The 23,720-nt window shown below is 69.8% G+C and carries 18 protein-coding genes; 7 read left to right on the top strand and 11 right to left on the bottom strand.

The window, feature by feature from the left end:
- Window positions 1–24: 24 nt before the first annotated feature.
- The 5 genes from prcB to arc form a co-directional block, all read right to left on the bottom strand.
- Window positions 25–870 (bottom strand): proteasome subunit beta, encoded by an 846-nt coding sequence (gene prcB / locus ABS735_RS09975; protein ID WP_373906446.1) that lies wholly within the window; start codon window positions 868–870, stop codon window positions 25–27.
- A complete protein-coding gene (locus ABS735_RS09970) occupies window positions 822–1,412 on the bottom strand; it encodes an endonuclease VII domain-containing protein (protein ID WP_373906447.1) in 591 nt (196 codons plus the stop codon). The genes prcB and ABS735_RS09970 overlap by 49 nt, the downstream gene beginning before the upstream one ends.
- A 6-nt stretch (window positions 1,413–1,418) precedes the next feature.
- Window positions 1,419–1,637, bottom strand: a complete 219-nt coding sequence (locus ABS735_RS09965) for a ubiquitin-like protein Pup (RefSeq protein ID WP_043374843.1) — start codon at window positions 1,635–1,637, stop codon at window positions 1,419–1,421.
- Between the two features lie 178 nt (window positions 1,638–1,815).
- Complete coding sequence (gene dop / locus ABS735_RS09960; RefSeq protein ID WP_373906448.1) at window positions 1,816–3,327, bottom strand: depupylase/deamidase Dop; 1,512 nt, start codon at window positions 3,325–3,327, stop codon at window positions 1,816–1,818.
- A gap of 232 nt (window positions 3,328–3,559) precedes the next feature.
- Complete coding sequence (gene arc / locus ABS735_RS09955; protein WP_373906449.1) at window positions 3,560–5,326, bottom strand: proteasome ATPase; 1,767 nt, start codon at window positions 5,324–5,326, stop codon at window positions 3,560–3,562.
- Window positions 5,327–5,571: 245 nt separating this feature from the next.
- On the opposite strand from arc, the gene ABS735_RS09950 reads away from it, so the two are divergent.
- Window positions 5,572–5,877: a ferredoxin gene (locus ABS735_RS09950; protein WP_373906450.1), complete on the top strand. Its 306-nt coding sequence runs from the start codon at window positions 5,572–5,574 to the stop codon at window positions 5,875–5,877.
- 74 nt (window positions 5,878–5,951) lie between these two features.
- Here ABS735_RS09950 and ABS735_RS09945 read toward each other — a convergent pair whose 3' ends face one another.
- From ABS735_RS09945 to ABS735_RS09935, 3 genes are all read right to left on the bottom strand, one after another.
- Window positions 5,952–6,542 (bottom strand): hypothetical protein, encoded by a 591-nt coding sequence (locus ABS735_RS09945; protein WP_373906451.1) that lies wholly within the window; start codon window positions 6,540–6,542, stop codon window positions 5,952–5,954.
- Window positions 6,543–6,980: 438 nt separating this feature from the next.
- Entirely contained in the window at window positions 6,981–7,883 is a 903-nt protein-coding gene (locus tag ABS735_RS09940) for a tRNA (adenine-N1)-methyltransferase (protein WP_030190757.1), read from the bottom strand.
- A 57-nt stretch (window positions 7,884–7,940) separates the two neighbouring features.
- Window positions 7,941–9,791, bottom strand: coding sequence for a site-2 protease family protein (locus ABS735_RS09935; RefSeq protein WP_373906452.1), 1,851 nt, complete (start codon window positions 9,789–9,791; stop codon window positions 7,941–7,943).
- Between the two features lie 173 nt (window positions 9,792–9,964).
- Between ABS735_RS09935 and ABS735_RS09930 the strand changes: the two genes are divergently transcribed.
- Both ABS735_RS09930 and ABS735_RS09925 read left to right on the top strand, forming a co-directional pair.
- Window positions 9,965–10,963: a RecB family exonuclease gene (locus tag ABS735_RS09930; protein ID WP_373906453.1), complete on the top strand. Its 999-nt coding sequence runs from the start codon at window positions 9,965–9,967 to the stop codon at window positions 10,961–10,963.
- Between the two features lie 26 nt (window positions 10,964–10,989).
- Window positions 10,990–11,661 carry a response regulator gene (locus ABS735_RS09925; protein WP_003977171.1) on the top strand — a complete coding sequence of 224 codons (672 nt, stop codon included), beginning with the start codon at window positions 10,990–10,992 and terminating at the stop codon, window positions 11,659–11,661.
- Between the two features lie 84 nt (window positions 11,662–11,745).
- Here ABS735_RS09925 and ABS735_RS09920 read toward each other — a convergent pair whose 3' ends face one another.
- The 3 genes from ABS735_RS09920 to metH form a co-directional block, all read right to left on the bottom strand.
- Complete coding sequence (locus tag ABS735_RS09920; RefSeq protein ID WP_373906454.1) at window positions 11,746–13,347, bottom strand: ABC transporter substrate-binding protein; 1,602 nt, start codon at window positions 13,345–13,347, stop codon at window positions 11,746–11,748.
- A gap of 442 nt (window positions 13,348–13,789) precedes the next feature.
- Entirely contained in the window at window positions 13,790–14,491 is a 702-nt protein-coding gene (locus ABS735_RS09915) for an HAD family hydrolase (RefSeq protein WP_373906455.1), read from the bottom strand.
- 127 nt (window positions 14,492–14,618) lie between these two features.
- Window positions 14,619–18,131, bottom strand: coding sequence for a methionine synthase (metH, locus tag ABS735_RS09910; RefSeq protein ID WP_373906456.1), 3,513 nt, complete (start codon window positions 18,129–18,131; stop codon window positions 14,619–14,621).
- A gap of 405 nt (window positions 18,132–18,536) precedes the next feature.
- On the opposite strand from metH, the gene ABS735_RS09905 reads away from it, so the two are divergent.
- The 4 genes from ABS735_RS09905 (at window position 18,537) to ABS735_RS09890 (ending at window position 23,694) form a co-directional block, all read left to right on the top strand.
- On the top strand, window positions 18,537–19,301 hold the full coding sequence (locus ABS735_RS09905; protein ID WP_003977167.1) for an IclR family transcriptional regulator: 765 nt from the start codon (window positions 18,537–18,539) through the stop codon (window positions 19,299–19,301).
- 329 nt (window positions 19,302–19,630) lie between these two features.
- The gene (locus ABS735_RS09900; RefSeq protein WP_373906457.1) at window positions 19,631–20,425 is read left to right on the top strand and encodes an MIP/aquaporin family protein; all 795 of its coding nucleotides are present in this window, start codon (window positions 19,631–19,633) and stop codon (window positions 20,423–20,425) included.
- Between the two features lie 84 nt (window positions 20,426–20,509).
- Window positions 20,510–22,069 (top strand): glycerol kinase GlpK, encoded by a 1,560-nt coding sequence (gene glpK, locus ABS735_RS09895; protein ID WP_373906458.1) that lies wholly within the window; start codon window positions 20,510–20,512, stop codon window positions 22,067–22,069.
- An 8-nt stretch (window positions 22,070–22,077) separates the two neighbouring features.
- On the top strand, window positions 22,078–23,694 hold the full coding sequence (locus tag ABS735_RS09890) for a glycerol-3-phosphate dehydrogenase/oxidase (protein ID WP_373906459.1): 1,617 nt from the start codon (window positions 22,078–22,080) through the stop codon (window positions 23,692–23,694).
- The last annotated feature ends 26 nt before the right edge of the window (window positions 23,695–23,720 follow it).

Here is a 23,720-nt window from a genome sequence, read left to right as displayed (position 1 = left end):
CACCTGACAACACGACCGCACCCGCTACAGCAGCGCGGCCCGCGGACCGTCGGGCTGCTCGAGCCGGGCCTGCAGCACCGAGCCGGCCAGCTCCGCGGCCTCGTCCTCACCGAGCCGGCGGAAACCGCCCTCGGTGATCACAGTGATGATCGGATAGATCCGGCGGGCGACATCGGGACCACCGGTCGCCGAGTCGTCGTCAGCCGCGTCGTACAGCGCCTGCACCACGAGCGTCGTGGCCTGCTCCTCGGTCAGGTCGTCGCGGAACAGCTTCTTCATCGCACCGCGCGCGAAGACCGAGCCCGACCCCGTGGTCGCGTAGTTCCGCTCCTCGGACCGGCCGCCCGTCACGTCGTACGAGAAGATGCGGCCCCTGCCCCGGTCCACGTCGTACCCGGCGAACAGCGGCACCACGGCCAGCCCCTGCATCGCCATGCCCAGGTTGGACCGGATCATCGTCGACAGACGGTTCGCCTTGCCCTCCAGGGACAGCTGGGCGCCCTCGACCTTCTCGAAGTGCTCCAGCTCCAGCTGGAACAGCTTCACCATCTCCACGGCCAGACCCGCCGTACCGGCGATGCCCACCGCCGAGTACTCGTCGGCCGGGAAGACCTTCTCGATGTCCCGCTGGGCGATCATGTTGCCCATGGTGGCCCGCCGGTCACCGGCGAGGACGACCCCCCCGGGGAACGTGACCGCCACGATCGTGGTGCCGTGCGGTGCCTCGATGACGCCCTGCACCGGCGGGAGCTGCCGGTTGCCCGGGAGCATCTCCGGCTGGTGCTCACCGAGGAAGTCCATGAAGGAAGAGGACCCGGGCGTCAGGAAGGCAGCTGGTAGACGCCCGGTGCTACGAGTGTTGGCTTCCACGAAGTTCCCTCCAGGTAGGCGGCAGCCCGACGAACAGCGTCGGGATCGTCTCCCAACTTGCCGATGGCCGAATTGCAGTTGAAGCACAGTACGCCACGGACCTTACCCGTCTTGTGACAGTGATCCACATGAACGGCAGGAGCCTTCAAACAGATCACGCAGAGACCTTTTTGAGAGGCGACGATCTTGTCCCGCTCAGCCTCGGTGAGGCCGTACTGGCGTTTTAGGTGGCGCGCACGCCCCGCCACTGCCCGGCAGGCCTTGCAACGCGTCGACAGCCCGTCCGAGGCCGCCGCGTTGCGATGCCACTCGCTCCACGGCTTGACCTCGTCACAACCCAGGCAGTGCTTGTACCCCTCGGGCACGTCCGCACGACGGACCTTCTTGCCCTCAGCCTCCCGGCGGCGGCGGTATGCCTGGGACCCGCATTCGCGGCAACGGTCCTGAAGCCTGTCGAGCCTGGACCTGTTGGCCGCGAATGCACTGGCAGGCAGAGTCCGCTTGGATGCCGAGCATCTCTTCTCGGCATCCAAATTGGACATTAAGGACTATTCCCCACCTTTTTGGACGAATGACCTCACGAAATCCTCGGCGTTCTCCTCGAGTACGTCGTCGATCTCGTCCAGGACGGAGTCCACGTCGTCGTTCAGCTTTTCCTGGCGCTCCTTGAGGTCCTCCGATGCCTGCGCGTCCTGCGCCTGCTCCTCGACCTCCTCGGTGGACCGCGTGGCCTTCTGCTGCCCGCCGCCGGTGTCCTTGGTCGCCATAACCCTCACCCCGCTCGGTTCGCCCGACACAGTTGCTCGGTCAAGATCAGACCCTACAAGCCCGGTCCGACATCGGCCCCGCACTTTCCTCAACGTACGGGGACCATCTCCATGGTTCCCGGACCTGGGGTATTCCACCCCGTCCGGCTGTCTACTCCCCGGTACCCGCTCGGTCCGCTCACCCGCCGGACAGGACCCTGACCAGGTCGTCCGCGGTGCGGCAGCGGTCCAGGAGCTCCTTGACGTGATTACGCGTTCCGCGAAGCGGTTCCAGGGTTGGGACCCGCTGCAGCGAGTCCCGGCCCGGCAGGTCGAAGATCACCGAGTCCCAGGAGGCCGCCGCGACGTCGTCCGCGTACTGCTCCAGGCAGCGTCCGCGGAAGTAGGCGCGGGTGTCCTCCGGGGGCTTGGTACGGGCCCGCTCGACGTCGTTCTCGTCCAGCAGACGCTTGATGCGGCCGCGGTCCACCAGACGGTTGTAGAGGCCCTTGTCGGGCCGTACGTCGGCGTACTGGAGGTCGACGAGGTGCAGCCGGGCGGCGTCCCAGTCGACGTTGTCGCGGCGGCGGTAGCCCTCCATGAGCTCCCGCTTGGCGACCCAGTCCAGTTCACCGGCGAGGCTCATGGGGTCGTTCTCGAGCCGGTTGAGGGTGTCCTCCCAGCGGCCGAGGACGTCCTTGGTCTGGTCGTCGGCGTCCGCGCCGTACCGTTCCTCGACGTACTTGCGGGCCAGCTCGTAGTACTCCATCTGGAGCTGTACGGCGGTCAGTGTGCGGCCGCTGCGCAGCGTGACGAGGTGCTTGAGCGTCGGGTCGTGCGAGACCTGGTGGAGGGTGCGTACGGGCTGGTCGACGGCGAGGTCGACGGCGATGAAGCCGTCTTCGATCATGGACAGGACCAGGGCCGTCGTGCCCAGCTTGAGGTACGTCGAGATCTCCGACAGGTTCGCGTCGCCGATGATCACGTGCAGTCGGCGCCATTTCTCGGCGTCGGCGTGCGGTTCGTCGCGGGTGTTGATGATGGGGCGCTTCAGCGTCGTCTCCAGGCCGACCTCGACCTCGAAGTAGTCGGCGCGCTGGCTGAGCTGGAAGCCGTGTTCGTGGCCGTCCTGGCCGATGCCGACGCGGCCGGCGCCGGTGAAGACCTGGCGGGAGACGAAGAAGGGCGTCAGGTGGCGCACGATGTCCGAGAAGGCGGTTTCCCGCTTCATCAGGTAGTTCTCGTGCGTGCCGTAGGAGGCGCCCTTGTTGTCGGTGTTGTTCTTGTAGAGGTGGATGGGCTGGGCGCCGGGCAGCTGGGCGGCGCGTTCGGCGGCTTCGGCCATGATGCGTTCGCCGGCCTTGTCCCACAGGACGGCGTCGCGCGGGTTGGTGACCTCCGGAGCGCTGTACTCGGGGTGGGCGTGGTCGACGTAGAGCCGTGCTCCGTTGGTGAGGATGACGTTGGCGAGGCCGATGTCCTCGTCGGTGAGCTGGCTGTTGTCGGCGGCCTCGCGGGCGAGGTCGAAGCCTCGCGCGTCCCGGAGGGGGTTCTCCTCCTCGAAGTCCCAGCGGGCCCGGCGGGCCCGGTGCATCGCCGCCGCGTAGGCGTTGACGATCTGGGACGAGGTGAGCATGGCATTGGCGTTCGGGTGGCCGGGGACGGAGATTCCGTACTCCGTCTCGATGCCCATTACTCGCCGTACGGTCATGCGGCCCTCCTTGCCCGGCAGCGCCCGTAGTGGGCGCCGCTCAAGTACCGCTGGCGCTCCGATGCGTGTGCGGTGCCCGTCCCCGCACTGCGCGACTCGGCGGTATGGAAGAGCCTAGAACGCCTTTGCGCTGGTGGGGAGATCATTTGCGTCATTGCCTTGCTCCAGCCGGGGCTCCGGAAAACAGTCGGCTGCGGGTACCCGGTGAGGGCACCCGCAGCCGCCCAGCCTTTTACAGGTACTGACCGGTGTTTGCCACCGTGTCGATGGAGCGTCCGGTGTCCGCGCCCTGCTTTCCGGTGACGAGCGTACGGATGTACACGATCCGTTCGCCCTTCTTTCCGGAGATGCGGGCCCAGTCGTCCGGGTTGGTGGTGTTGGGCAGGTCCTCGTTCTCCTTGAACTCGTCCACGCAGGCCTGGAGGAGGTGGGAGACGCGGAGGCCCTTCTGGTTCTTGTCGAGGAAGTCCTTGATCGCCATTTTCTTGGCGCGGCCCACGATGTTCTCGATCATGGCGCCGGAATTGAAGTCCTTGAAATAGAGGACTTCCTTGTCGCCGTTGGCGTAGGTGACTTCCAGGAAGCGGTTTTCCTCGGATTCGGCGTACATCTGTTCCACCGCCGTCTGGATCATGCTCTGGACGGTGGCCGCCTTGTCCTTCTCGTGCTCCGCGAGGTCGTCGGAGTGGAGGGGGAGGCGTTCGGTGAGGTACTTGCCGAAGATGTCCTTGGCCGCTTCGGCGTCCGGACGTTCGATCTTGATCTTCACGTCGAGCCGGCCGGGCCGCAGGATGGCGGGGTCGATCATGTCCTCGCGGTTGGAGGCGCCGATGACGACCACGTTCTGCAGGCCTTCCACGCCGTCGATCTCGGCGAGCAGCTGCGGGACGATGGTGTTCTCCACGTCCGAGCTGACGCCGGAGCCGCGGGTGCGGAAGAGGGATTCCATCTCGTCGAAGAAGACGATGACGGGGGTGCCCTCGCTGGCCTTCTCCCGGGCTCGCTGGAAGACGAGGCGGATCTGCCGCTCGGTCTCGCCGACGTACTTGTTGAGGAGCTCGGGTCCCTTGATGTTGAGGAAGAAGCTCTTGCCGGCGGCCTGGCCGGTGACCTCGGCGACCTTCTTGGCCAGCGAGTTGGCGACGGCCTTGGCGATGAGCGTCTTGCCGCATCCGGGGGGCCCGTAGAGCAGGACGCCCTTGGGCGGGCGGAGCTCGTGCTCCCGGAACAGGTCGGGGTAGAGATAGGGGAGCTCGACCGCGTCGCGGATGGCTTCGATCTGTCCGCCGAGGCCACCGATCTGCTCGTAGCCGATGTCGGGGACTTCTTCGAGGACGAGTTCTTCGACCTCGCTCTTGGGGACGACCTCGTAGACGTAGCCGGAACGGGGTTCGAGCAGGAGGGCGTCGCCGGCGCGGATGGTGAGGCCGCGCAGGGGTTCGGCGAGCCGTACCACCCTTTCCTCGTCGGTGTGGCCGAGCACCAGGGCGCGCTCGCCGTCCTCGAGGATCTCCTTGAGGGTGACGATGTCGCCGACGCTCTCGAACTCCATGGCCTCGACCACGTTGAGTGCTTCGTTGAGCATCACTTCCTGGCCGCGCCGGAGCTCGTCGAGCTCGACGCTCGGGCTGACGTTCACCCTGAGTTTGCGGCCGCCGGTGAAGATGTCGGCGGTGCCGTCCTCGTTGGCCTGCAGGAAGACGCCGAAGCCGGCGGGCGGCTGGGCCAGCCGGTCGACCTCTTCCTTGAGGGCCACGATCTGGTCGCGGGCCTCGCGGAGTGTGCCGGCGAGTCGCTCGTTCTGGGCGGACACGCCGGCCAGGTTGGTCTGCAGTTCGACGATCCGCTCTTCGAGAATTCTCGTGTGTCGCGGAGATTCGGCGAGCTTGCGTCGCAGGACGGCGATCTCCTGCTCAAGGTAGGCCACCTGCCCGGCCGGGTCCTCGGACCCGCGTCCCGGGCGGATGCCGCGGTTCATGTCGTCGTCGTGGGCTGCCACGGTCCTCACCTCCTCCAAGGGGAGCTGGACGCTTCCAGACCCTACCTGGGTGGGTGTCGATTGAAACCCCTAGATCACAAAGACGGTAGGGGTGTGTCCGATCTTCACCCTTGCGCTCTCCCTCACGCCAGGGGAATACCCACGGAACGTGATTGGAACCCAGGCGGGGGTAGGGTCGAAGTGTTCAACACCCGTCAGAGCTGGCCGGATTCCCGAACGGCTCGGCGCAGGAAACGGCAGGAGAGATGAGCGTGCAGCAGGAGGCCGGAGTCGGCGGCGAGGCTCTGGAGGTCTGGATCGACCAGGACCTGTGTACCGGTGACGGCATCTGCGCCCAGTACGCGCCCGAGGTGTTCGAGCTGGACATCGACGGTCTGGCCTATGTGAAGGGCGCGAACGACGAGCTTCTGCAGGCCCCGGGGGCGACAACGCCCGTGCCGCTGCCGCTTCTCACGGATGTGGTCGACTCGGCGAAGGAGTGTCCGGGCGAGTGCATCCACGTGCGTCGCGTTTCGGACAGGGCCGAGGTCTACGGCCCGGACTCAGAGTGACCAAATCGTGACTTGGCGCGTACGTTCCGTGACTGCTGTCTGGTGTGTCACACCGTCCGTCCCGGGAGCACCGGTCAGACGGTGCGTGCCTGCGAGGGCGTGTCGCTGACGAACGTGCCGTTCTTCCACTGCCACTTCACGTCGTCGGTGACGTCGGGGCAGCAACTGGGCACGTCGGCCGAGGAGTAGCCGAGGAGCGTGGCGCGGACGACGCCGTCGCGCACCGAGAGTTCGGTGGCCGTGTGGCGGTCCTCGGGGTCGACGAGGGTGGCCACGACGCGGGGCTTGCCGCCGTCGGCGTTCCGCGTGATGACGTACACGCCGTCGGGCGGGGTGCCCATGGGCGCGTCGCAGTGCACGACGGCCACCGTCTCGGGCCGGCCGTCGCCGTCGAGGTCGCCGGAGGCCTTCTTCTGCACGAGGGCTTTGACGGGGCCGCATTCCAGGGGGAAGGCCACGGCGGCGGGATCGGGCGGTGCGATGTGTGCCGGCGCGCTCTTCGGGCCGGCGGCGGCTGCCTGGTCGGCGGTCTGGGCCGCTGTCGCGGCGTCGGGCTGGAGGACCGAGGACAGGGCGACCACGCCGGCGACGGCCGTGGCGGTGGCGACCCAGTGGATCGGCCGCGTGTGCGTGTGCGAGAGCTCCGGAACGGCGGGGTGCTGCACGAGGAGGGTCTCCTGTGAGGGCTGTGCCGGTGGGGTGGCCAGCATCGTGCCACATGTCACAGTGCGGGGGAACGGCGGGGTGGGTACTGGTTCCGTTTTCCGCGGGGTCGCTTCTCTCGTGGGGTGGTGCTGGTCAACGCGACGACGCCGTGGTGGAGTTCCGGGACGCGGCCGGAACTGCCGGACGCCCCTCAGGCGGCGCTCTCCGGGTACGGGCTGTTCTGGGGGCTGTTCATCGGCCAGCTGATGGTGCTCGTGGTGCTGACGGTGTTCGTGATGGGCACGNGAGACCGCCGATACTTCCACGCCCGTCATGTTCCTCACCGACGCCAACATGATGGTGACGACCGGGGGACGCGAACGGACCGAAAGCGAGTTCCGGGACGCGGCCGGAACTCCACCACGGCGTCTGTACGTTGTGTGCGGCACGGGGCCGCTTCAGCGGCCGGAGCCTCCGCCGGCGTTGGGGCCGTCGTAGTCCTCGCCGTAGGCGCCCTTGGCGGGGCGGCGGCGGCGCATGGGCGGCTCGACGCCGTCGGCGAGGCGGCGGGCGGTGAGCAGGAAGCCGGTGTGGCCGATCATCCGGTGGTCGGGGCGGACGGCGAGGCCCTCGACGTGCCAGTTGCGGATCATGGTTTCCCAGGAGGTCGGCTCGTTGAAGCAGCCGATCTCGCGGATGGACTCGACGGTCCGGGCGAGCTGGGTGGTGGTGGCGACGTAGCAGCACAGGATGCCGCCGGGCACGAGCGCCTTGGAGACGGCCTCGAGGCACTCCCAGGGGGCGAGCATGTCGAGGATGACGCGGTCGACGTCGGCGTCGGACAGGTTGTCCTGGAGGTCGCCGACGGTGAGCTGCCAGGCGGGGTGCGGGCCGCCGAAGTAGCGCTGCACGTTCTGCTGGGCGATCTCGGCGAAGTCCTCGCGGCGCTCGTAGGAGTGCAGCATGCCCTGGTCGCCGATGGCGCGCAGCAGGAAGCTGCTGAGGGAGCCGGAGCCCACGCCCGCCTCGACGACGCGTGCGCCGGGGAAGATGTCGGCGAAGGCGAGGATCTGTCCCGCGTCCTTCGGGTAGACGACGGCTGCCCCGCGGGGCATGGACAGGACGTAGTCGGGGAGCAGGGGGCGCAGCGCGAGGTAGGCGACGTTCCCGGTGGTGCGGACAACGCTGCCCTCGGGAGCACCGATCAGTTCGTCGTGGGGGAAGGAACCCTTGTGGGTGTGGAAGTTCTTCCCGGCCTCGAGCGTGAACGTGTAGTGGCGGCCCTTGGGGTCGGTCAGCTGAACCTGGTCCCCGACCTTGAAGGGCCCGCGCCTGCGGGCGGCACCGGTCGGTTCGGACATGTGACCAGCCTACCGGTCCCGGGCGGGGGCTCCGACCACCGCTGGGGAGAGCGGGGCTCAGGAGGGCCGGGCCATGGCCTTGACGAAGGCCCGCTCCACGTCGGCCGCGGACAGGACGCCGTAGATCTCGCCGGTCTCCTCGACGACGAGGTACTCGGTGGCCGGGTTGGCGCGCAGGGCGTCCAGAAGTTCCTCGCCGGACAGTTCCGCGGAGACGCGCATGCCGTCGGTGAGGTCCTGGGCGAGGGTGCTGACCGGTACCCAGGGGCGGCGGTGCTCGGGTACGCCGACGATGGCGGCCTCGCGGACCAGTGAGGCGGGAGTGCCGTCGGCGTCGACGACGACCAGGGCGCGGGCGCCGGAGGCGTTGGCGCGGCGCAGGGCCTCGGACAGGGGGGTGTCGGCCTGGACGGGGACGGCGCGCCGGGTGAGGGCGCGGGCGCGCAGTTCGGGGAGGTGTTCGCGCAGGCGGGCCATGCGGAGGCTGTTTCCGGCGCCGGTCCAGATGATCGCGGCGAGGATGGCGGCGAGCAGGGCGTCCATGACGGTGTCCATGCCGACGTCGTCGGCGGCGTCGCTGCCGAGCGACTGGGTGAGCAGCGGCAGGCCGATCAGTACGGCGATGGCGAGGGCGCGGCCGACCCAGGCTGCGGCGATGGTCCCGCTCATCGGCTTGCCGGTGATCTTCCAGACGACGGCGCGGAGCATGCGGCCGCCGTCGAGGGGGAGGCCGGGCAGCAGGTTGAAGACGGCCACGATGAGGTTGGAGACCATCAGCCCTGCCAGGAGGACGCCGGGGACGCTGTCGGGTTCGACGGGCAGCAGGGCGGCGTAGAAGACGCCGGAGAGGACGAGGGAGAGCAGCGGGCCGACGAAGGCCAGCACGAACTCGCGGCCGGGGGTCTCGGCTTCCTTCTCGATCTCGGAGACGCCGCCGAAGAACTGGAGCTGGATGCGGCGGACGGGGAGCTTGAAGCGGAGGGCGGCGACGGTGTGGGCCAGCTCGTGGACGAGGACGGAGGCGTAGAAGGCGACCGCGAAGAAGAGGGAGACGAGGTAGCGGGCGGCGCCGAGCTCGGGTAGTACGCGGTCGAGCTGGCCGCCGAACACCCAGGTGATGAGGGCGGCGACCAGGAACCAGCTGGGGGCGACGTACACGGGTACGCCGAAGGGCCGGCCCATGAGCAGTCCGCCTCCGGGTTCCGGTCGACGCTGCGGCGGCCGCCCCGGTCCGCCCGCGCCGGGGGTGTGGGCCTCGGTGCGGTGGCGTGGGGTGCCGGTGCCGTGAGCGGCGTGCCGGTGGTCGGCGTCCGGTTCGGAGGGCTCGGAAGCGGGTGTGGAGGGGCGGTCGTGGTCCGAGGGCCGTTTCGTCCAGGCGCTGGTGTCGCCCTCGCCGCCGGCGGACGGACCTGCCGGCGGACGAGCGGTGCCGTCGTCTCCGGAGGCCGGCTGCTCCGACGGTCCCCCTGCCGTGCCGCGCGCGGTGCCGGCGGCGGCCGGGGTGGAGCCGGCGGGGCTGCCGGGGAGGGGCGGGTTCTGGGGAGCCGGGGCGGTGCCCGAAGCGCGATTCGCGTCCGGGGCGGTGCCCTCGGCGGAGTCGGCGCCCGGGTCGGGCTTGCCGGTCGCGGCGGCGGTGTTCGGGTCGGGCTCCTCGCGTGGGGCGGAGTCGGCGGGGCTCTCCCCCGGTTTCGCGGGCGCCGGTGTGCCGACGGCCGGCGACTCGGTGCCCGGCGTCCCGGCTTCCGACTCCTCGTGGCCCGGCGAGCCGGGGCCCGTGGCCGGGGGGCCGGTGGGTTCCGGCTGTGCGGTGTCGGCGGGGTCGGCGGCCGGGGCCGTGGGATGCGCCTGGGGCTCGGCCGACTCGTCGTTGCCGGACCGCGGCTGCCCGCTCCCGCCGCTCACGTCCACGATGTCCCCTCGTTCGAAGCGTCTCCCGCCTGCCGGACGGGAGGGTCTCGTGTCGATGGTATGCGTCCGTCCCGGCCCGTTCAGCCCCGGCACCCCTGTGCTTGCCTTCCGTCACACGGGTCACAGCCTGCGGGCTGGGTCGCTGTCAGTGGCCGGCCGTAAGGTCTGTGGTCATGGAGACGAGTACCGAGGATGTCGCGGAGGACGCCGGCGGACCCGCCCGACCGGCGGCGGCTGCGGCGGACCAGGCGGGCCTGGTGGTGGAACCGACGGTCGTGGCGTTGGACGCGACGGCCGCGGCCGCCTCGCCCGCGCCCGTGGCGATACCGCCCGCCTCGCTCTCGCCCTCGCGGGCCGGCGACTTCATGCAGTGCCCGTTGCTGTACCGGTTCCGGGTCATCGACCGGCTGCCGGAGAAGCCCAGCGAGGCGGCGACCAGGGGCACCCTGGTGCACGCGGTGCTGGAGCGGCTCTTCGACGCCCCGGCGGCCGAGCGCACGGCGCCGCGGGCGAAGGCGCTGGTCCCGGGCCAGTGGGACCGGCTGCGGGAGAGCAGGCCGGAGGTCGGTGAGCTGTTCGCGGACGACCCGGAGGGTGAGCGGCTGGCGCAATGGCTCTCCGAGGCGGAGCGGCTCGTCGAGCGCTGGTTCACTCTGGAGGATCCGAGCCGGCTGGAGCCCGCCGAGCGGGAGCTGTTCGTCGAGGCCGAGCTGGACTCCGGGCTGCGGCTGCGCGGCATCATCGACCGGGTCGACGTGGCCCCCACCGGCGAGGTGCGGATCGTCGACTACAAGACGGGCAAGGCGCCCCGGCCGCAGTACGCGGAGGGCGCGCTGTTCCAGATGAAGTTCTACGCGCTGGTGGTGTGGCGGCTGAAGAAGGTCGTCCCGCGACGTCTGCAGCTGGTGTATCTCGGCAGCGGTGACGTGCTCACGTACGACCCGGTCCTGGCCGACCTGGAGCGTGTCGAGCGCAAGCTGCTGGCGCTGTGGGAGGCGATCCGGCTGGCGACCGAGACGGGCGACTGGCGGCCCCGGCCGACGAAGCTGTGCGGCTGGTGCGATCACCAGGCGCACTGTCCGGAGTTCGGCGGTACTCCCCCGCCCTATCCGCTGCCGGTGAGGGCGGCCGACTCCGGCGGCGCCGAGCAGGGCAGAATGGGGCCGGACTAGGGCCTGTCCCATCGAAGGAGACTTACGTGGCCATCCGCGTCCTACTGGTCGACGACCAGCCGCTGCTGCGCACGGGCTTCCGGATGATTCTGGAGGCGGAGCAGGATCTCGCGGTCGTCGGCGAGGCCGGAGACGGCCTCCAGGCTCTGGACCAGGTGCGGGCGCTGCAGCCCGATGTGGTGCTGATGGACATCCGCATGCCGCGGATGGACGGTGTGGAGGCGACCCGGCAGATCACCGGGCCCGAGCGGGACGGCCCGGCGAAGGTGCTGGTGCTGACCACCTTCGATCTGGACGAGTACGTGGTGGAGGCGCTGAAGGCGGGCGCCAGCGGCTTCCTGCTCAAGGATGCCCCGGCCAACGAGCTGGTGCAGGCGATCCGGGTGGTGGCGAACGGTGAGGCGATGCTCGCACCGAGCATCACCCGGCGGCTGCTCGACAAGTACGCCACGCATCTGCCGTCCGGTGACGAGCCGGTGCCGGACACTCTGCACACGCTGACGGACCGTGAGGTGGAGGTGCTGAAGCTGGTGGCTCGCGGGCTGTCCAACGCGGAGATCGCCGCGGACCTGTTCGTCAGCGAGACCACCGTCAAGACGCACGTGGGTCATGTGCTGACCAAGCTGGGTCTGCGGGACCGGGTTCAGGCCGCGGTGTACGCGTACGAGAGCGGTCTGGTCCGTCCCGGCGCGCAGTAGCCGGCCGTCGCGGCACGTGCTCACACCGAAGGGCGCCCTCTTCCGGCCGGAAGAGGGCGCCCTTCGGTGTGAGCGGGGCGGGCGTCAGTCGCTCACGCCCCGGCCCAGCTCCCACAGCTGGAGCGTCGAGGACGCGTTGAGGAGGTAGGCCGCGCCCGTGACGTCGTCGCGGGTGGCGACGTACTGCTTGCCCTGCCACAGCGGGATCAGCGGCACTTCTTCGGCGGTGATGTCCTGGATTTCGGTGAGGGCGTCCGCCGCGGAGAGCCGGTCGGCCTCGCCGCGGGACTCGGGGATCAGCTTGTTGATGATTTCCTTGTTCTGGTAGGGCGAGTTGAGGGTGTTGCGCTTGTCCAGGAACGGTGCGATGAAGCTGTCGGCGTCCGGGAAGTCGGGGAACCAGCCCATGCCGAAGGCGGCGTACTGGCGGTTCAGCTCGGCCTTGCGGAACTTGGTCCAGGGCGTGCCCTTGATGTCCACGTCGAACAGGCCGCTGTCGTTCAGCTGCTTCTGGAGCTGCTCGAACTCCTGCTTGGTCGCGGCGCCGTAGTGGTCCGTCGTGTAGTTGAGCGTCAGCTTGACCGGCGTGGTGACGTCCGCGTCCTCCAGCATCGCCTTCGCCTTGCCGACGCTCGGGTCGCCGTACTTGTTGAAGAACGAGTTGGAGTGGCCGGTGATGCCGGCCGGGACCATCGAGTACAGCGGCTGGGCCTGCGAGCCGTAGACCGCGGAGACGAGTTCGCTGCGGTTGATGAGCTGGGCCATCGCCTTGCGTACGGCCTTGTCCTTCACCTCGGGCGCGTCCGTGTTGAAGGCGAGGTAGCGGATCTCCAGGCCGGACACCTCGACGAGGCTGACGTCGCCGTCGGTGGCCTTCGCGAGCTGCTGGACCTGTCCCGGAGTCATCGCGCGGGTCATCACGTCGATGTCGCCCTTGTCGATCGCGGCGCCCATGGCCTCCGCGTCGTCGAAGAAGACCATCTCGACCTTGTCGTTGTTCACCTTCGCGCTCCCCTTGTAATTGGGGTTCTTGGTGAACACGGCCTTGGTGAGTATGTCGTCCTTGACCTCGGCCTTCATGGTGTACGGGCCGGAACCGTCCAGTTCCCAGCCGTCGCGCAGCTTGTCCTTGGGGTACTGGTCCGGGTTGACGATGCCCGAGACCGGCGTCGACAGCTTGTACGGGAAGGTGGCGTCCGCCGTCTTGAGGTGGAAGATGACCTCGCGGTCGCCCTGCGTCTCGACGGTGTCCACGGTGTTGAGCAGCGAGGCCACCTCGGTGTCGGCGTCGATGGCCAGGGCGCGCTCGATGGAGTACTTGACGTCCTCCGCGGTGACGGGGTCGCCATTGGCGAACTTCAGTCCGTCCCGCAGGGTGCACGCGTACCGTTCGTTCCCGGTGTCGGTGAAGCCGCACTTCTGGGCGGCGTCCGGCACCGGTTCGCCGCCTCCGCGGGGCTGCGCCATGAGTGTCTGCGTGGTCTGACGCAGCACGTTCCAGAGGCCGACGTCGTAGGCGTATGCCGGGTCGAGCGGCGCGGGCGTCTCCTCTGAGGCGCTGAACCGGTCCGTGGTGCCGACGGCGATCGCGTCCCCGCCGCTGCCGCTGTCCGATCCTCCGCAGGCGGCGAGCACCGGCGCGAGCAGGCCGACGACGGCCGGCAGCACCAAAGTCTTGCGGTTCATGCTCGAGTTTCTCCAGAGCTGTCGGTCCGTGTATCCGGCATGCAGGGGTGTCGCGGCGGATCACGGGGGTAGTGGCCGATGTTCTCGCGACGAGATTAGTCCGCGCCCGCACGGGGGTTCGCAGCCACCGGAGTTGAGGACTCATCACGGAGCGAAACCGGGTGTGGACACACCGAAAACCCGACAGTGGAAGGATTAGTGCAGGGTTTCACCAATCAGGACACAAAGGTTCCTCGACAACGTTCGCCAAGCTGGATGTGGCACACGTACGCACCTCTGTCGACCCCTGTCGACGTGGCGAACGTCACAGTTGGACTTCGGCCGCCGGTGCTGGAATTCGGCCACCCGAGGTGGTGGAAATAGCCCGGGAACACCGTTCGGGTCGCCCGGGGCGGCCCTTCCCGGAATTGCCGCTTAACGCCGCGGCACGCTCGGTGCACGGCTAGCGCATTTGTGTCATCAGGCCGCGCAGAAATGTCAGGTCGACCTCTTCCAGGGAGGCGACCACCGTGCGCCGGGCGGCCGGTGTGATGGGGGCGACCGAGGGCACCGCCACGACGTGGCAGCCGGCGGACTCCGCGGCGGCGACCCCGGTCGCGGTGTCCTCGACGACGGCGCAGCGGGCCGGGTCCGCACCGAGCCCGGCCGCGGCGGCCAGGTACGGGTCGGGGTGGGGCTTGGTGCGCGGCACCTCGTCGCCGGCGACGGTGAGCGCGAAGTGCTGGGGGCCGAGCGACTTCAGGACGCGGTCGATGATGCGCCGGTGCGAGGCGGAGACCAGGGCCGTGGGGATCTCGTGTGCGGACAGCTCCGCGAGCAGCCGGGCGGCGCCGGGCATGAGCGGCAGGTCACGGCCGATGCGCTGCTCGAAGCCGTCGTTGAGCAGGACGCTGAGTTCGGCGAGGGTGATGTCGGCGCCGGTGGCCTCGATCAGGAAGCCCGCGCTGCGGGTCATGGGGCCGCCGACCACGACGTGGCGCCAGGAGTCGTCGAGGGTGTGGCCGAGGGAGGCGAAGACCTCCTTCTCGACGTCCCACCAGAAGCCCTCGGTGTCCACCAGGGTGCCGTCCATGTCCAGGAGCACGGCCTGGAGGGCGGAGCCTTCGGCCGTACGGGTTCCGAGCGCGGGGACCGTGCTGGTCATCCACGTACCTCCTTGAGGGACGATCAGGCCGGCTCCCACGAAGGGAGCCGGCCTGCAGTGGACCGACCAGTGTACGTCGTGCGGGACGCGAACGCCTGGTGTGGCCGGTGAAGCGGGTACGGAGCGCCTAGCGGGCGTTGAAGTACTTCGCCTCGGGGTGGTGGATGACGATGGCGTCGGTGGACTGCTCGGGGTGGAGCTGGAACTCCTCGGACAGGTGGACGCCGATGCGCTCCGGCTCGAGGAGCGCGGCGATCTTCGCGCGGTCCTCCAGGTCGGGGCAGGCGCCGTAGCCGAGGGAGAAGCGGGCGCCGCGGTACTTCAGGGCGAACATGTCCTCCATCTCGGCCGGGTCCTCCCCGGCGAAGCCGAGTTCGGAGCGCACGCGCGCGTGCCAGTACTCGGCGAGGGCCTCGGCGAGCTGGACGGACAGGCCGTGCAGTTCGAGGTAGTCGCGGTAGGCGTTGGCCTCGAACATGCGGGCCGTCTCCTCGCCGATGCGGGAGCCGACGGTGACGACCTGGAAGCCGACCACGTCGGTCTCGCCGGACTCCTCCGGGCGGAAGAAGTCCGCCAGGCACAGGCGCCGGCCTCGGCGCTGGCGCGGGAAGGTGAAGCGGGTGCGTTCGTTGCCGTCGTCGTCGAGGACGATCAGGTCGTCGTCCTTGGAGACGCACGGGAAGTAGCCGTAGACCACGGCCGCTTCCAGCAGGTTCTCCGTCTGGAGCCGGTCGAGGAGGCCGCGCAGTCGCGGCCGGCCCTCGGACTCGACCAGTTCCTCGTACGAGGGTCCCTCGCCGGTGCGGGCCTGCTTGAGGCCCCACTGGCCCTTGAAGAGGGCGCCTTCGTCGAGCCAGGAGGCGTACTCCTTGAGCTGGATGCCCTTGACGACGCGGGTGCCGCGGAAGGGCGGCTCGGGGACCGGGTTGTCGGTGGCGACGTCGGAGCGGACGTGCCCCTCCTCCGGCCGCTCGTCGATCTCGACGGTGGCGGCCCGCACGCGGCGCTGTTTCAGCTCGGGCAGCTTGGCGCCGGGCACGCCGCGCTTGATGCCGATGAGGGCGTCCATCAGGCGCAGGCCCTCGAAGGCGTCGCGGGCGTAGCGGACCTCGCCGTCGTAGATCTCGTGGAGGTCCTGTTCGACGTAGGCCCTGGTGAGGGCGGCGCCGCCGAGGATGACGGGGTAGTCGGCGGCCAGCCCCCGCTGGTTGAGCTCCTCCAGGTTCTCCTTCATGATCACCGTGGACTTGACCAGGAGCCCGGACATGCCGATGACGTCGGCCCTGTGCTCGTCGGCGGCCTCCAGGATCGCGGAGACCGGCTGCTTGATGCCGAGGTTGACGACGGTGTAGCCGTTGTTGGACAGGATGATGTCGACGAGGTTCTTGCCGATGTCGTGGACGTCACCGCGGACGGTGGCCAGCACGATGGTGCCCTTGCCGTCGTCGTCGGTCTTCTCCATGTGCGGCTCCAGGTGGGCCACCGCGGTCTTCATGACCTCGGCGGACTGGAGCACGAACGGCAGCTGCATCTGGCCGGAACCGAACAGTTCGCCGACGACCTTCATGCCGTCGAGCAGGGTGTCGTTGACGATGTCGAGGGCCGGGCGCTCCTGGAGGGCGTCGTCGAGGTCCTGTTCGAGGCCGTTCTTCTCGCCGTCGATGATGCGGCGCTTGAGGCGCTCCTCCAGCGGGAGGGCGGCCAGCTCCTCGGCCTTGGAGGCCTTCAGCGACTTGGCGGTGGCGCCCTCGAAGAGCTGCATCAGCTTCTGCAGCGGGTCGTAGCCCTCGCGGCGCCGGTCGTAGATCAGGTCGAGGGCGGTGGTGACCTGTTCCTCGTCGAAGCGGGCGATGGGCAGGATCTTGCTCGCGTGCACGATCGCCGAGTCCAGGCCGGCCTTGACGCACTCGTCGAGGAAGACGGAGTTGAGCAGGATGCGGGCGGCCGGGTTGAGGCCGAAGGAGATGTTGGACAGGCCGAGGGTGGTCTGCACGTCCGGGTGGCGCCGCTTCAGCTCGCGGATGCCCTCGATGGTGGCCAGGCCGTCCCTGCGGGACTCCTCCTGGCCGGTGCAGATGGTGAAGGTCAGACAGTCGACGAGGATGTCGGACTCGTGGATGCCCCAGTTGCCGGTGAGGTCGTCGATGAGCCGTTCGGCGATCTCGACCTTCTTCTCGGCGGTGCGGGCCTGGCCCACCTCGTCGATGGTCAGCGCGATCAGCGCGGCGCCGTGCTCCCGCGCCAGCTTCGTGACGCGTGCGAACCGGGACTCGGGTCCGGCACCGTCCTCGTAGTTGACCGAGTTGATCACCGCGCGGCCGCCGAGCTTCTCCAGGCCGGCGCGGATGACGTCGACCTCGGTGGAGTCCAGCACGATCGGCAGCGTGGAGGCGGTGGCGAACCGTCCGGCCAGCTCCTCCATGTCGGCGACGCCGTCCCGGCCGACGTAGTCCACGCACAGGTCGAGCATGTGCGCGCCCTCGCGGATCTGGTCGCGGGCCATCTCCACGCAGTCGTCCCAGCGGCCGTCCAGCATGGCCTCGCGGAACTTCTTGGAGCCGTTGGCGTTGGTGCGTTCGCCGATGGCGAGGTAGGAGGTGTCCTGGCGGAAGGGCACGGTCTGGTAGAGCGAGGCGGCGCCGGGCTCGGGCCGCGGGTGGCGCTCGGTGGGCTCGGCGCCGCGGACCCGCTCGACGACCTGGCGCAGGTGCTCGGGGGTCGTGCCGCAGCAGCCGCCGACCAGGGACAGGCCGTACTCGCGGACGAAGGTCTCCTGCGCGTCGGCCAGCTCGGGCGCGGTCAGCGGGTAGTGGGCGCCGTCCTTGCCGAGGACGGGCAGACCGGCGTTCGGCATGCACGACAGCGGGATGCGGGAGTGCCGGGCGAGGTAGCGCAGGTGCTCGCTCATCTCGGCCGGGCCGGTGGCGCAGTTCAGGCCGATCATGTCGATGCCGAGCGGCTCCAGCGCGGTGAGCGCGGCGCCGATCTCGGAGCCGAGCAGCATGGTGCCGGTGGTCTCGACGGTCACCGACACGATGACGGGGAGGTCCAGGCCGAGGGCGTCCAGGGCGCGCCGGGCGCCGAGCACGGAGGCCTTGGTCTGGAGCAGGTCCTGCGTGGTCTCCACGAGCAGCGCGTCGGCGCCGCCGGCGACCAGGCCCTCGGCGTTGCGCTGGTAGGCGTCGCGCAGGACGGGGTACGGGGCGTGGCCGAGGGTGGGGAGCTTGGTGCCGGGACCCATGGAGCCCAGCACCCAGCGCTGCCGGCCGTCGCGGGCGGCGAACTCGTCGGCGACCTCGCGGGCGACGCGGGCGCCGGCCTCGGACAGCTCGTGGACGCGCTCGGGGATGTCGTACTCGCCGAGGGCGGAGTGGTTGGCGCCGAAGGTGTTGGTCTCGACGCAGTCGACGCCGGCCGCGAAGTACTCCTCGTGCACCGAGCGGACGATGTCGGGCCGGGTGAGGTTGAGGACCTCGTTGCACCCCTCCAGCTGCTGGAAGTCGTCCAGCGTGGGGTTCTGGGCCTGGAGCATGGTGCCCATGGCGCCGTCGGCGACCACCACGCGGGTGGCGAGGGCCTCTCGGAAGGCGGACACGCGGGTGCGGGTGTCGGCGGGCGGGGTGGATGGCGACGAGGCCATGAAAGGGCTCCCTAGGATGCGACGGCTGTCGGCTTTGCCTCTGCCCGGTACCGCCCGTCGTGGACGTCCCCGGGGAGAACGCACGCCGCCAGGGTAGCCGGGTCCGGGGGCCGATGGTCAGGGCGTCCACGAGACGGACGAGGATGGCGGGGCGAATACCGGCCGAACGGACGAGCCTCCCCTCCGGGAACGGCCGCGAAGGGGGAGGCACGTCCGGTACGCGCGCTTGCTGGACGCTGTGCGCGCTTGCTGGACGGTGTGCGCGGTCACCGGGAGGTGGCCGAAGTGCAACAGTTGCCCGCCGACCATTAGCGGAGGTCGGCATCGACCGGTAGTGTTCGGCATTGCCGAACGACGTCAGCGACGCCGAGGTCGGCAGTCGAAGGGGACGGAGGCAGTACGTCGATGGCACGGAACATCCAGTCGCTCGAGCGGGCGGCCGCGATGCTGCGCCTGCTCGCGGGCGGCGAGCGGCGGCTCGGCCTGTCGGACATCGCCTCGTCGCTGGGTCTGGCCAAAGGCACCGCGCACGGCATTCTGCGCACCCTCCAGCAGGAGGGCTTCGTCGAGCAGGACGACGCCTCCGGGCGCTACCAGCTGGGCGCCGAACTGCTGCGCCTGGGCACGACCTACCTGGACGTGCACGAGCTGCGGGCCCGTGCCCTGGTCTGGACGGACGACCTGGCCCGTTCCAGCGGCGAGAGCGTGCACCTCGGGGTCCTGCACCAGCAGGGCGTCCTCATCGTGCACCACGTCTTCCGGCCCGACGACAGCCGGCAGGTCCTGGAGATCGGGGCCATGCAGCCGCTGCACTCGACGGCGCTGGGCAAGGTGCTGTCGGCGTACGACCCGGTGGCGCACAGCGAGGCGCTGGAGGCCGACCGCAAGGCGTTCACGGACCGGACGGTCTGCGAGCCGGACAGCTTCGAGCACGTCCTGGACATCACGCGCGCGCGTGGGTACGCGGCCGACGTCGAGGAGACCTGGGAGGGCATCGCCTCCATCGCGGCCCCCATCCACGACCGCAGGCGGATGCCGGTCGGCGCGGTCGGCATCACAGGGGCGGTGGAACGGCTGTGCCGGGAGGGCGAGCTGCGGCCCGAACTGGTCGCGGCGGTACGGGACTGCGCCCGCGCGGTGTCGCGGGACCTGGGCGCCGGGCGGTTCTAGGGCGCGCCGGCGCGGGCCGGGAGGACGAGGGCCGGGGCGCCGAGCGCGTTCCGGCCCTCGGTGTCTTCCCCGCGCGCCCCGCCGGAAGATCGATAGCCGACGACGATCAATAACGATCGTGCTTTCGATAACACAGCTCTTGACGCGCGCGTGACGTCGAACGAGACTCGCGTCCAGCGGTCGGCATTGTCGAACACCTACCGGCAATACGCGTTAGAGTGTGCGGCGCAGTGCCAAGGGCCGCCATCGCTCTCACACCGAGGGCGCCGGAACACCCGGAGGGACCCGGGGGTTCGGCTTTCCCTGGACGAAGGACAAAGGAGTCGCGGGTGTCCAGCTCCGACATCTTCATCGGCGAGACCATCGGTACCGCCCTGCTCATCCTGCTCGGCGGCGGCGTGTGTGCCGCCGTGACGCTCAAGGCCTCCAAGGCGCGCAACGCCGGCTGGCTCGCCATCGCCTTCGGGTGGGGCTTCGCCGTCATGACGGCGGCGTACATATCGGGTCCGCTCTCCGGAGCACACCTCAACCCGGCCGTGACGGTCGGCATCGCGATCAAGGACGGCGACTGGAGCAACACGCCGACCTACTTCGCGGGCCAGATCCTCGGCGCCATGATCGGCGCGGTCCTGGTCTGGATCGCCTACTACGGCCAGTTCCAGGCCCACCTCACCGACCGGGAGATCGTCGGCGGCCCCGGCGCACAGGACACGACGGCCAAGTCCGTCGAGGCGCAGGAGAAGGGCGCAGGTCCCGTCCTGGGCATCTTCTCCACCGGCCCGGAGATCCGGCACACGGTCCAGAACCTCGCCACCGAGATCATCGGCACCTTCGTGCTGCTGCTCGCCATCCTCACCCAGGGCCTGAACGACGAGGGCAACGGCCTCGGCGTCCTGGGCGCCCTGATCACCGGGTTCGTGGTGGTCTCCATCGGTCTGTCGCTCGGCGGCCCGACGGGATACGCGATCAACCCGGTCCGCGACCTCGGCCCGCGCATCGTGCACGCCCTGCTGCCCCTTCCCAACAAGGGCGGATCCGACTGGTCCTACGCCTGGATCCCGGTCGTCGGTCCGCTGATCGGCGGTGCGATCGCCGGAGGTGTCTACAACGTCGCGTTCGCCTGAGCGGGCCCCCGCTCGGCGATCATCGAGCCGCAGACCACGCGCCGTACGCACCGGCCACCCACCACGGAACCCCAGGAGCACACAGTGACCGACGCCCACACCGCCGGAATCGCCTCGCACGGCCACGGGCCGTTCATCGCCGCGATCGACCAGGGCACGACCTCCTCGCGCTGCATCGTCTTCGACCGCGACGGCCGCATCGTCTCCGTCGACCAGAAGGAGCACGAGCAGATCTTCCCCAAGCCGGGCTGGGTCGAGCACGACGCCACCGAGATCTGGACCAACGTCCAGGAGGTCGTCGCCGGAGCCGTCGAGAAGGCCGGCATCACCCGTGACGACATCAAGGCCATCGGCATCACCAACCAGCGCGAGACCACCCTCGTCTGGGACAAGAACACCGGTGAGCCCGTCCACAACGCCATCGTCTGGCAGGACACCCGTACCGACGCCCTGTGCAAGGAGCTCGGCCGCAACGTCGGCCAGGACCGCTTCCGCCGCGAGACCGGCCTTCCCCTCGCCTCCTACTTCGCCGGTCCCAAGGCCCGCTGGCTGCTCGACAACGTCGACGGTCTGCGCGAGCGCGCCGAGGCGGGCGACCTGCTCTTCGGCACCATGGACACCTGGGTCATCTGGAACCTCACCGGCGGCGTCAACGGCGGCAAGCACGTCACCGACGTCACCAACGCCTCGCGCACCATGCTGATGAACCTGCACACCATGGCGTGGGACGAGAAGATCGCCGAGTCGATCGGCGTGCCGATGCAGATGCTTCCGGAGATCCGCTCCTCCGCCGAGGTGTACGGCGAGATCACGGGCGGCCGCCTCGGCGACCTGCTCGGCGGCATCCCGGTCGCCTCGGCGCTCGGCGACCAGCAGGCGGCCCTGTTCGGCCAGACCTGCTTCTCCGAGGGCGAGACCAAGTCGACGTACGGCACCGGCACCTTCATGGTGATGAACACCGGTGACAAGCTGATCAACTCCTACTCGGGCCTGCTGACCACGGTCGGCTACAAGATCGGCGACCAGGACACGGTCTACGCCCTGGAGGGCTCGATCGCCGTCACCGGTTCGCTGGTGCAGTGGATGCGCGACCAGATGGGCCTGATCTCCACGGCCGCCGAGATCGAGACCCTCGCCCTGACCGTCGAGGACAACGGCGGCGCCTACTTCGTACCGGCCTTCTCCGGCCTGTTCGCCCCGTACTGGCGCTCCGACGCCCGCGGTGTGATCGCCGGCCTCACCCGGTACGTCACCAAGGCGCACCTCGCGCGCGCCGTCCTGGAGGCCACCGCCTGGCAGACGCGGGAGATCGCGGACGCCATGACCAAGGACTCCGGTGTGGAGCTGACCGCCCTCAAGGTCGACGGCGGCATGACCTCCAACAACCTGCTGATGCAGACCCTCGCCGACTTCGTGGACGCGCCCGTGGTGCGCCCGATGGTCGCCGAGACCACCTGCCTCGGCGCCGCCTACGCCGCCGGCCTGGCCGTCGGCTTCTGGAACAGCACCGACGACCTGCGCGCCAACTGGCGGCGGGCCGCCGAGTGGACCCCCCGCATGGACGCGGACACCCGCGACCGTGAGTACAAGAGCTGGCTCAAGGCCGTGAAGCGGACCATGGGCTGGCTCGAGGACGAGGAGTAAGAACCGCAATGACCACTCAGTCCGCCCTGCAGTCCGTGCCTGCCCTGGGTACGCACCCGGCCTCCGGCTCGAACCCGAGCCGGGCCGAGACCCGGGAGCAGCTCTCCAAGGCGTCGTACGACCTTCTCGTGATCGGCGGCGGCATCCTGGGCATCTCCACCGCCTGGCACGCCGCGCAGTCCGGCCTCAGGGTGGCCGTGGTCGACGCCGGCGACTTCGCCGGCGCCACCTCCTCCGCCTCCTCCAAGCTGCTCCACGGCGGACTGCGCTACCTGCAGACCGGCGCGGTGAAGCTGGTGGCGGAGAACCACTTCGAACGCCGTGCGGTCTCCCGCCAGGTGGCCCCCCACCTGGCGAACCCGCTCACCTTCTACCTCCCCGTGTACAAGGGCGGGCCGCACGGCGCGGCGAAGCTCGGGGCCGGTGTCTTCGCGTACTCGGCGCTGTCCGCCTTCGGCGACGGCGTCGGCCACCTGCTTTCCCCGGCCAAGGCCGCGCAGGACGTGCCGGAGCTGCGCACCGACAACCTCAAGGCCGTGGCCGTGTACGGCGACGACCAGATGAACGACGCCCGCATGGCGCTGATGACCGTCCGCGCGGCGGTCGACTCCGGGGCGGTGGTCCTCAACCACGCCGAGGTCACGGGGCTGCGCTTCACCAACGGCCGGGTGACCGGCGCCGAGCTCAAGGACCGGCTGTCCGGCGACGAGTTCGGGGTGAACGCCCGCCTGGTGCTCAACGCCACCGGCCCGTGGGTCGACCACCTGCGCCGCATGGAGGACCCGGCCGCGGCCCCGTCCATCCGCCTGTCCAAGGGCGCGCACCTGGTGCTCAAGCGCACCGCGCCCTGGAAGGCCGCGCTGGCCACCCCGATCGACAAGTACCGGATCACCTTCGCCCTCCCCTGGGAGGACATGCTGCTGCTCGGCACGACCGACGAGGAGTTCGAGGGCGACCCGGCGGACGTCGCGGTCAACGACAAGGATGTGGCCCAGATACTCGACGAGGCCGCGTTCTCCATCCGCGACCAGCAGCTGGACCGTGACCTCATCACGTACTCCTTCGCGGGCCTGCGGGTGCTGCCCGGCGGCCCCGGAGACACGTCGAAGGCCAAGCGCGAGACGGTCGTCACCGAGGGCCGGGGCGGCATGCTGTCCGTCGCGGGCGGCAAGTGGACCACCTTCCGCCACATCGGCCGTACGGTGATGAAGAAGCTGGAGGCGCTGCCCGGTCATCCGCTGGGAGACGACTTCGAGCCGATCGCGTCGCTGCCGAAGAAGCTGCCGCTGCCCGGCGTCGCCAACCCGCGCGCGGTGGCCCACCGGCTGCTGGTGGACGGCTCCGCGCCCGGCCCGCGCATGGCGGCGGACACCGCCAGGCACCTGGCCACGCACTACGGCTCGCTCGCCTTCGACATCGCCCGGCTCGCCAACGAGAGCCCGGAGCTGGCGCAGCGTGTCCACCCGGACGCCCCGGAGATCTGGGCGCAGGTCGTGTGGGCCCGGGACAACGAGTGGGCCGAGACGGCGGACGACGTGCTGCGCCGCCGTACGACGCTGACGATCCGCGGCCTGGCCACGGACGACGTCCGCGCGAAGGTCCAGGACGTGCTCGACAAGAAGTAGGACCGGCCCCTCCCGCGGCGGGTGTC

The organism is Streptomyces sp. MMCC 100, from assembly GCF_041538145.2.
Taxonomy (GTDB): domain Bacteria; phylum Actinomycetota; class Actinomycetes; order Streptomycetales; family Streptomycetaceae; genus Streptomyces.
Note: the sequence above shows the minus strand (reverse complement) of the source record. Positions and strands in the feature narration are given on the sequence as shown.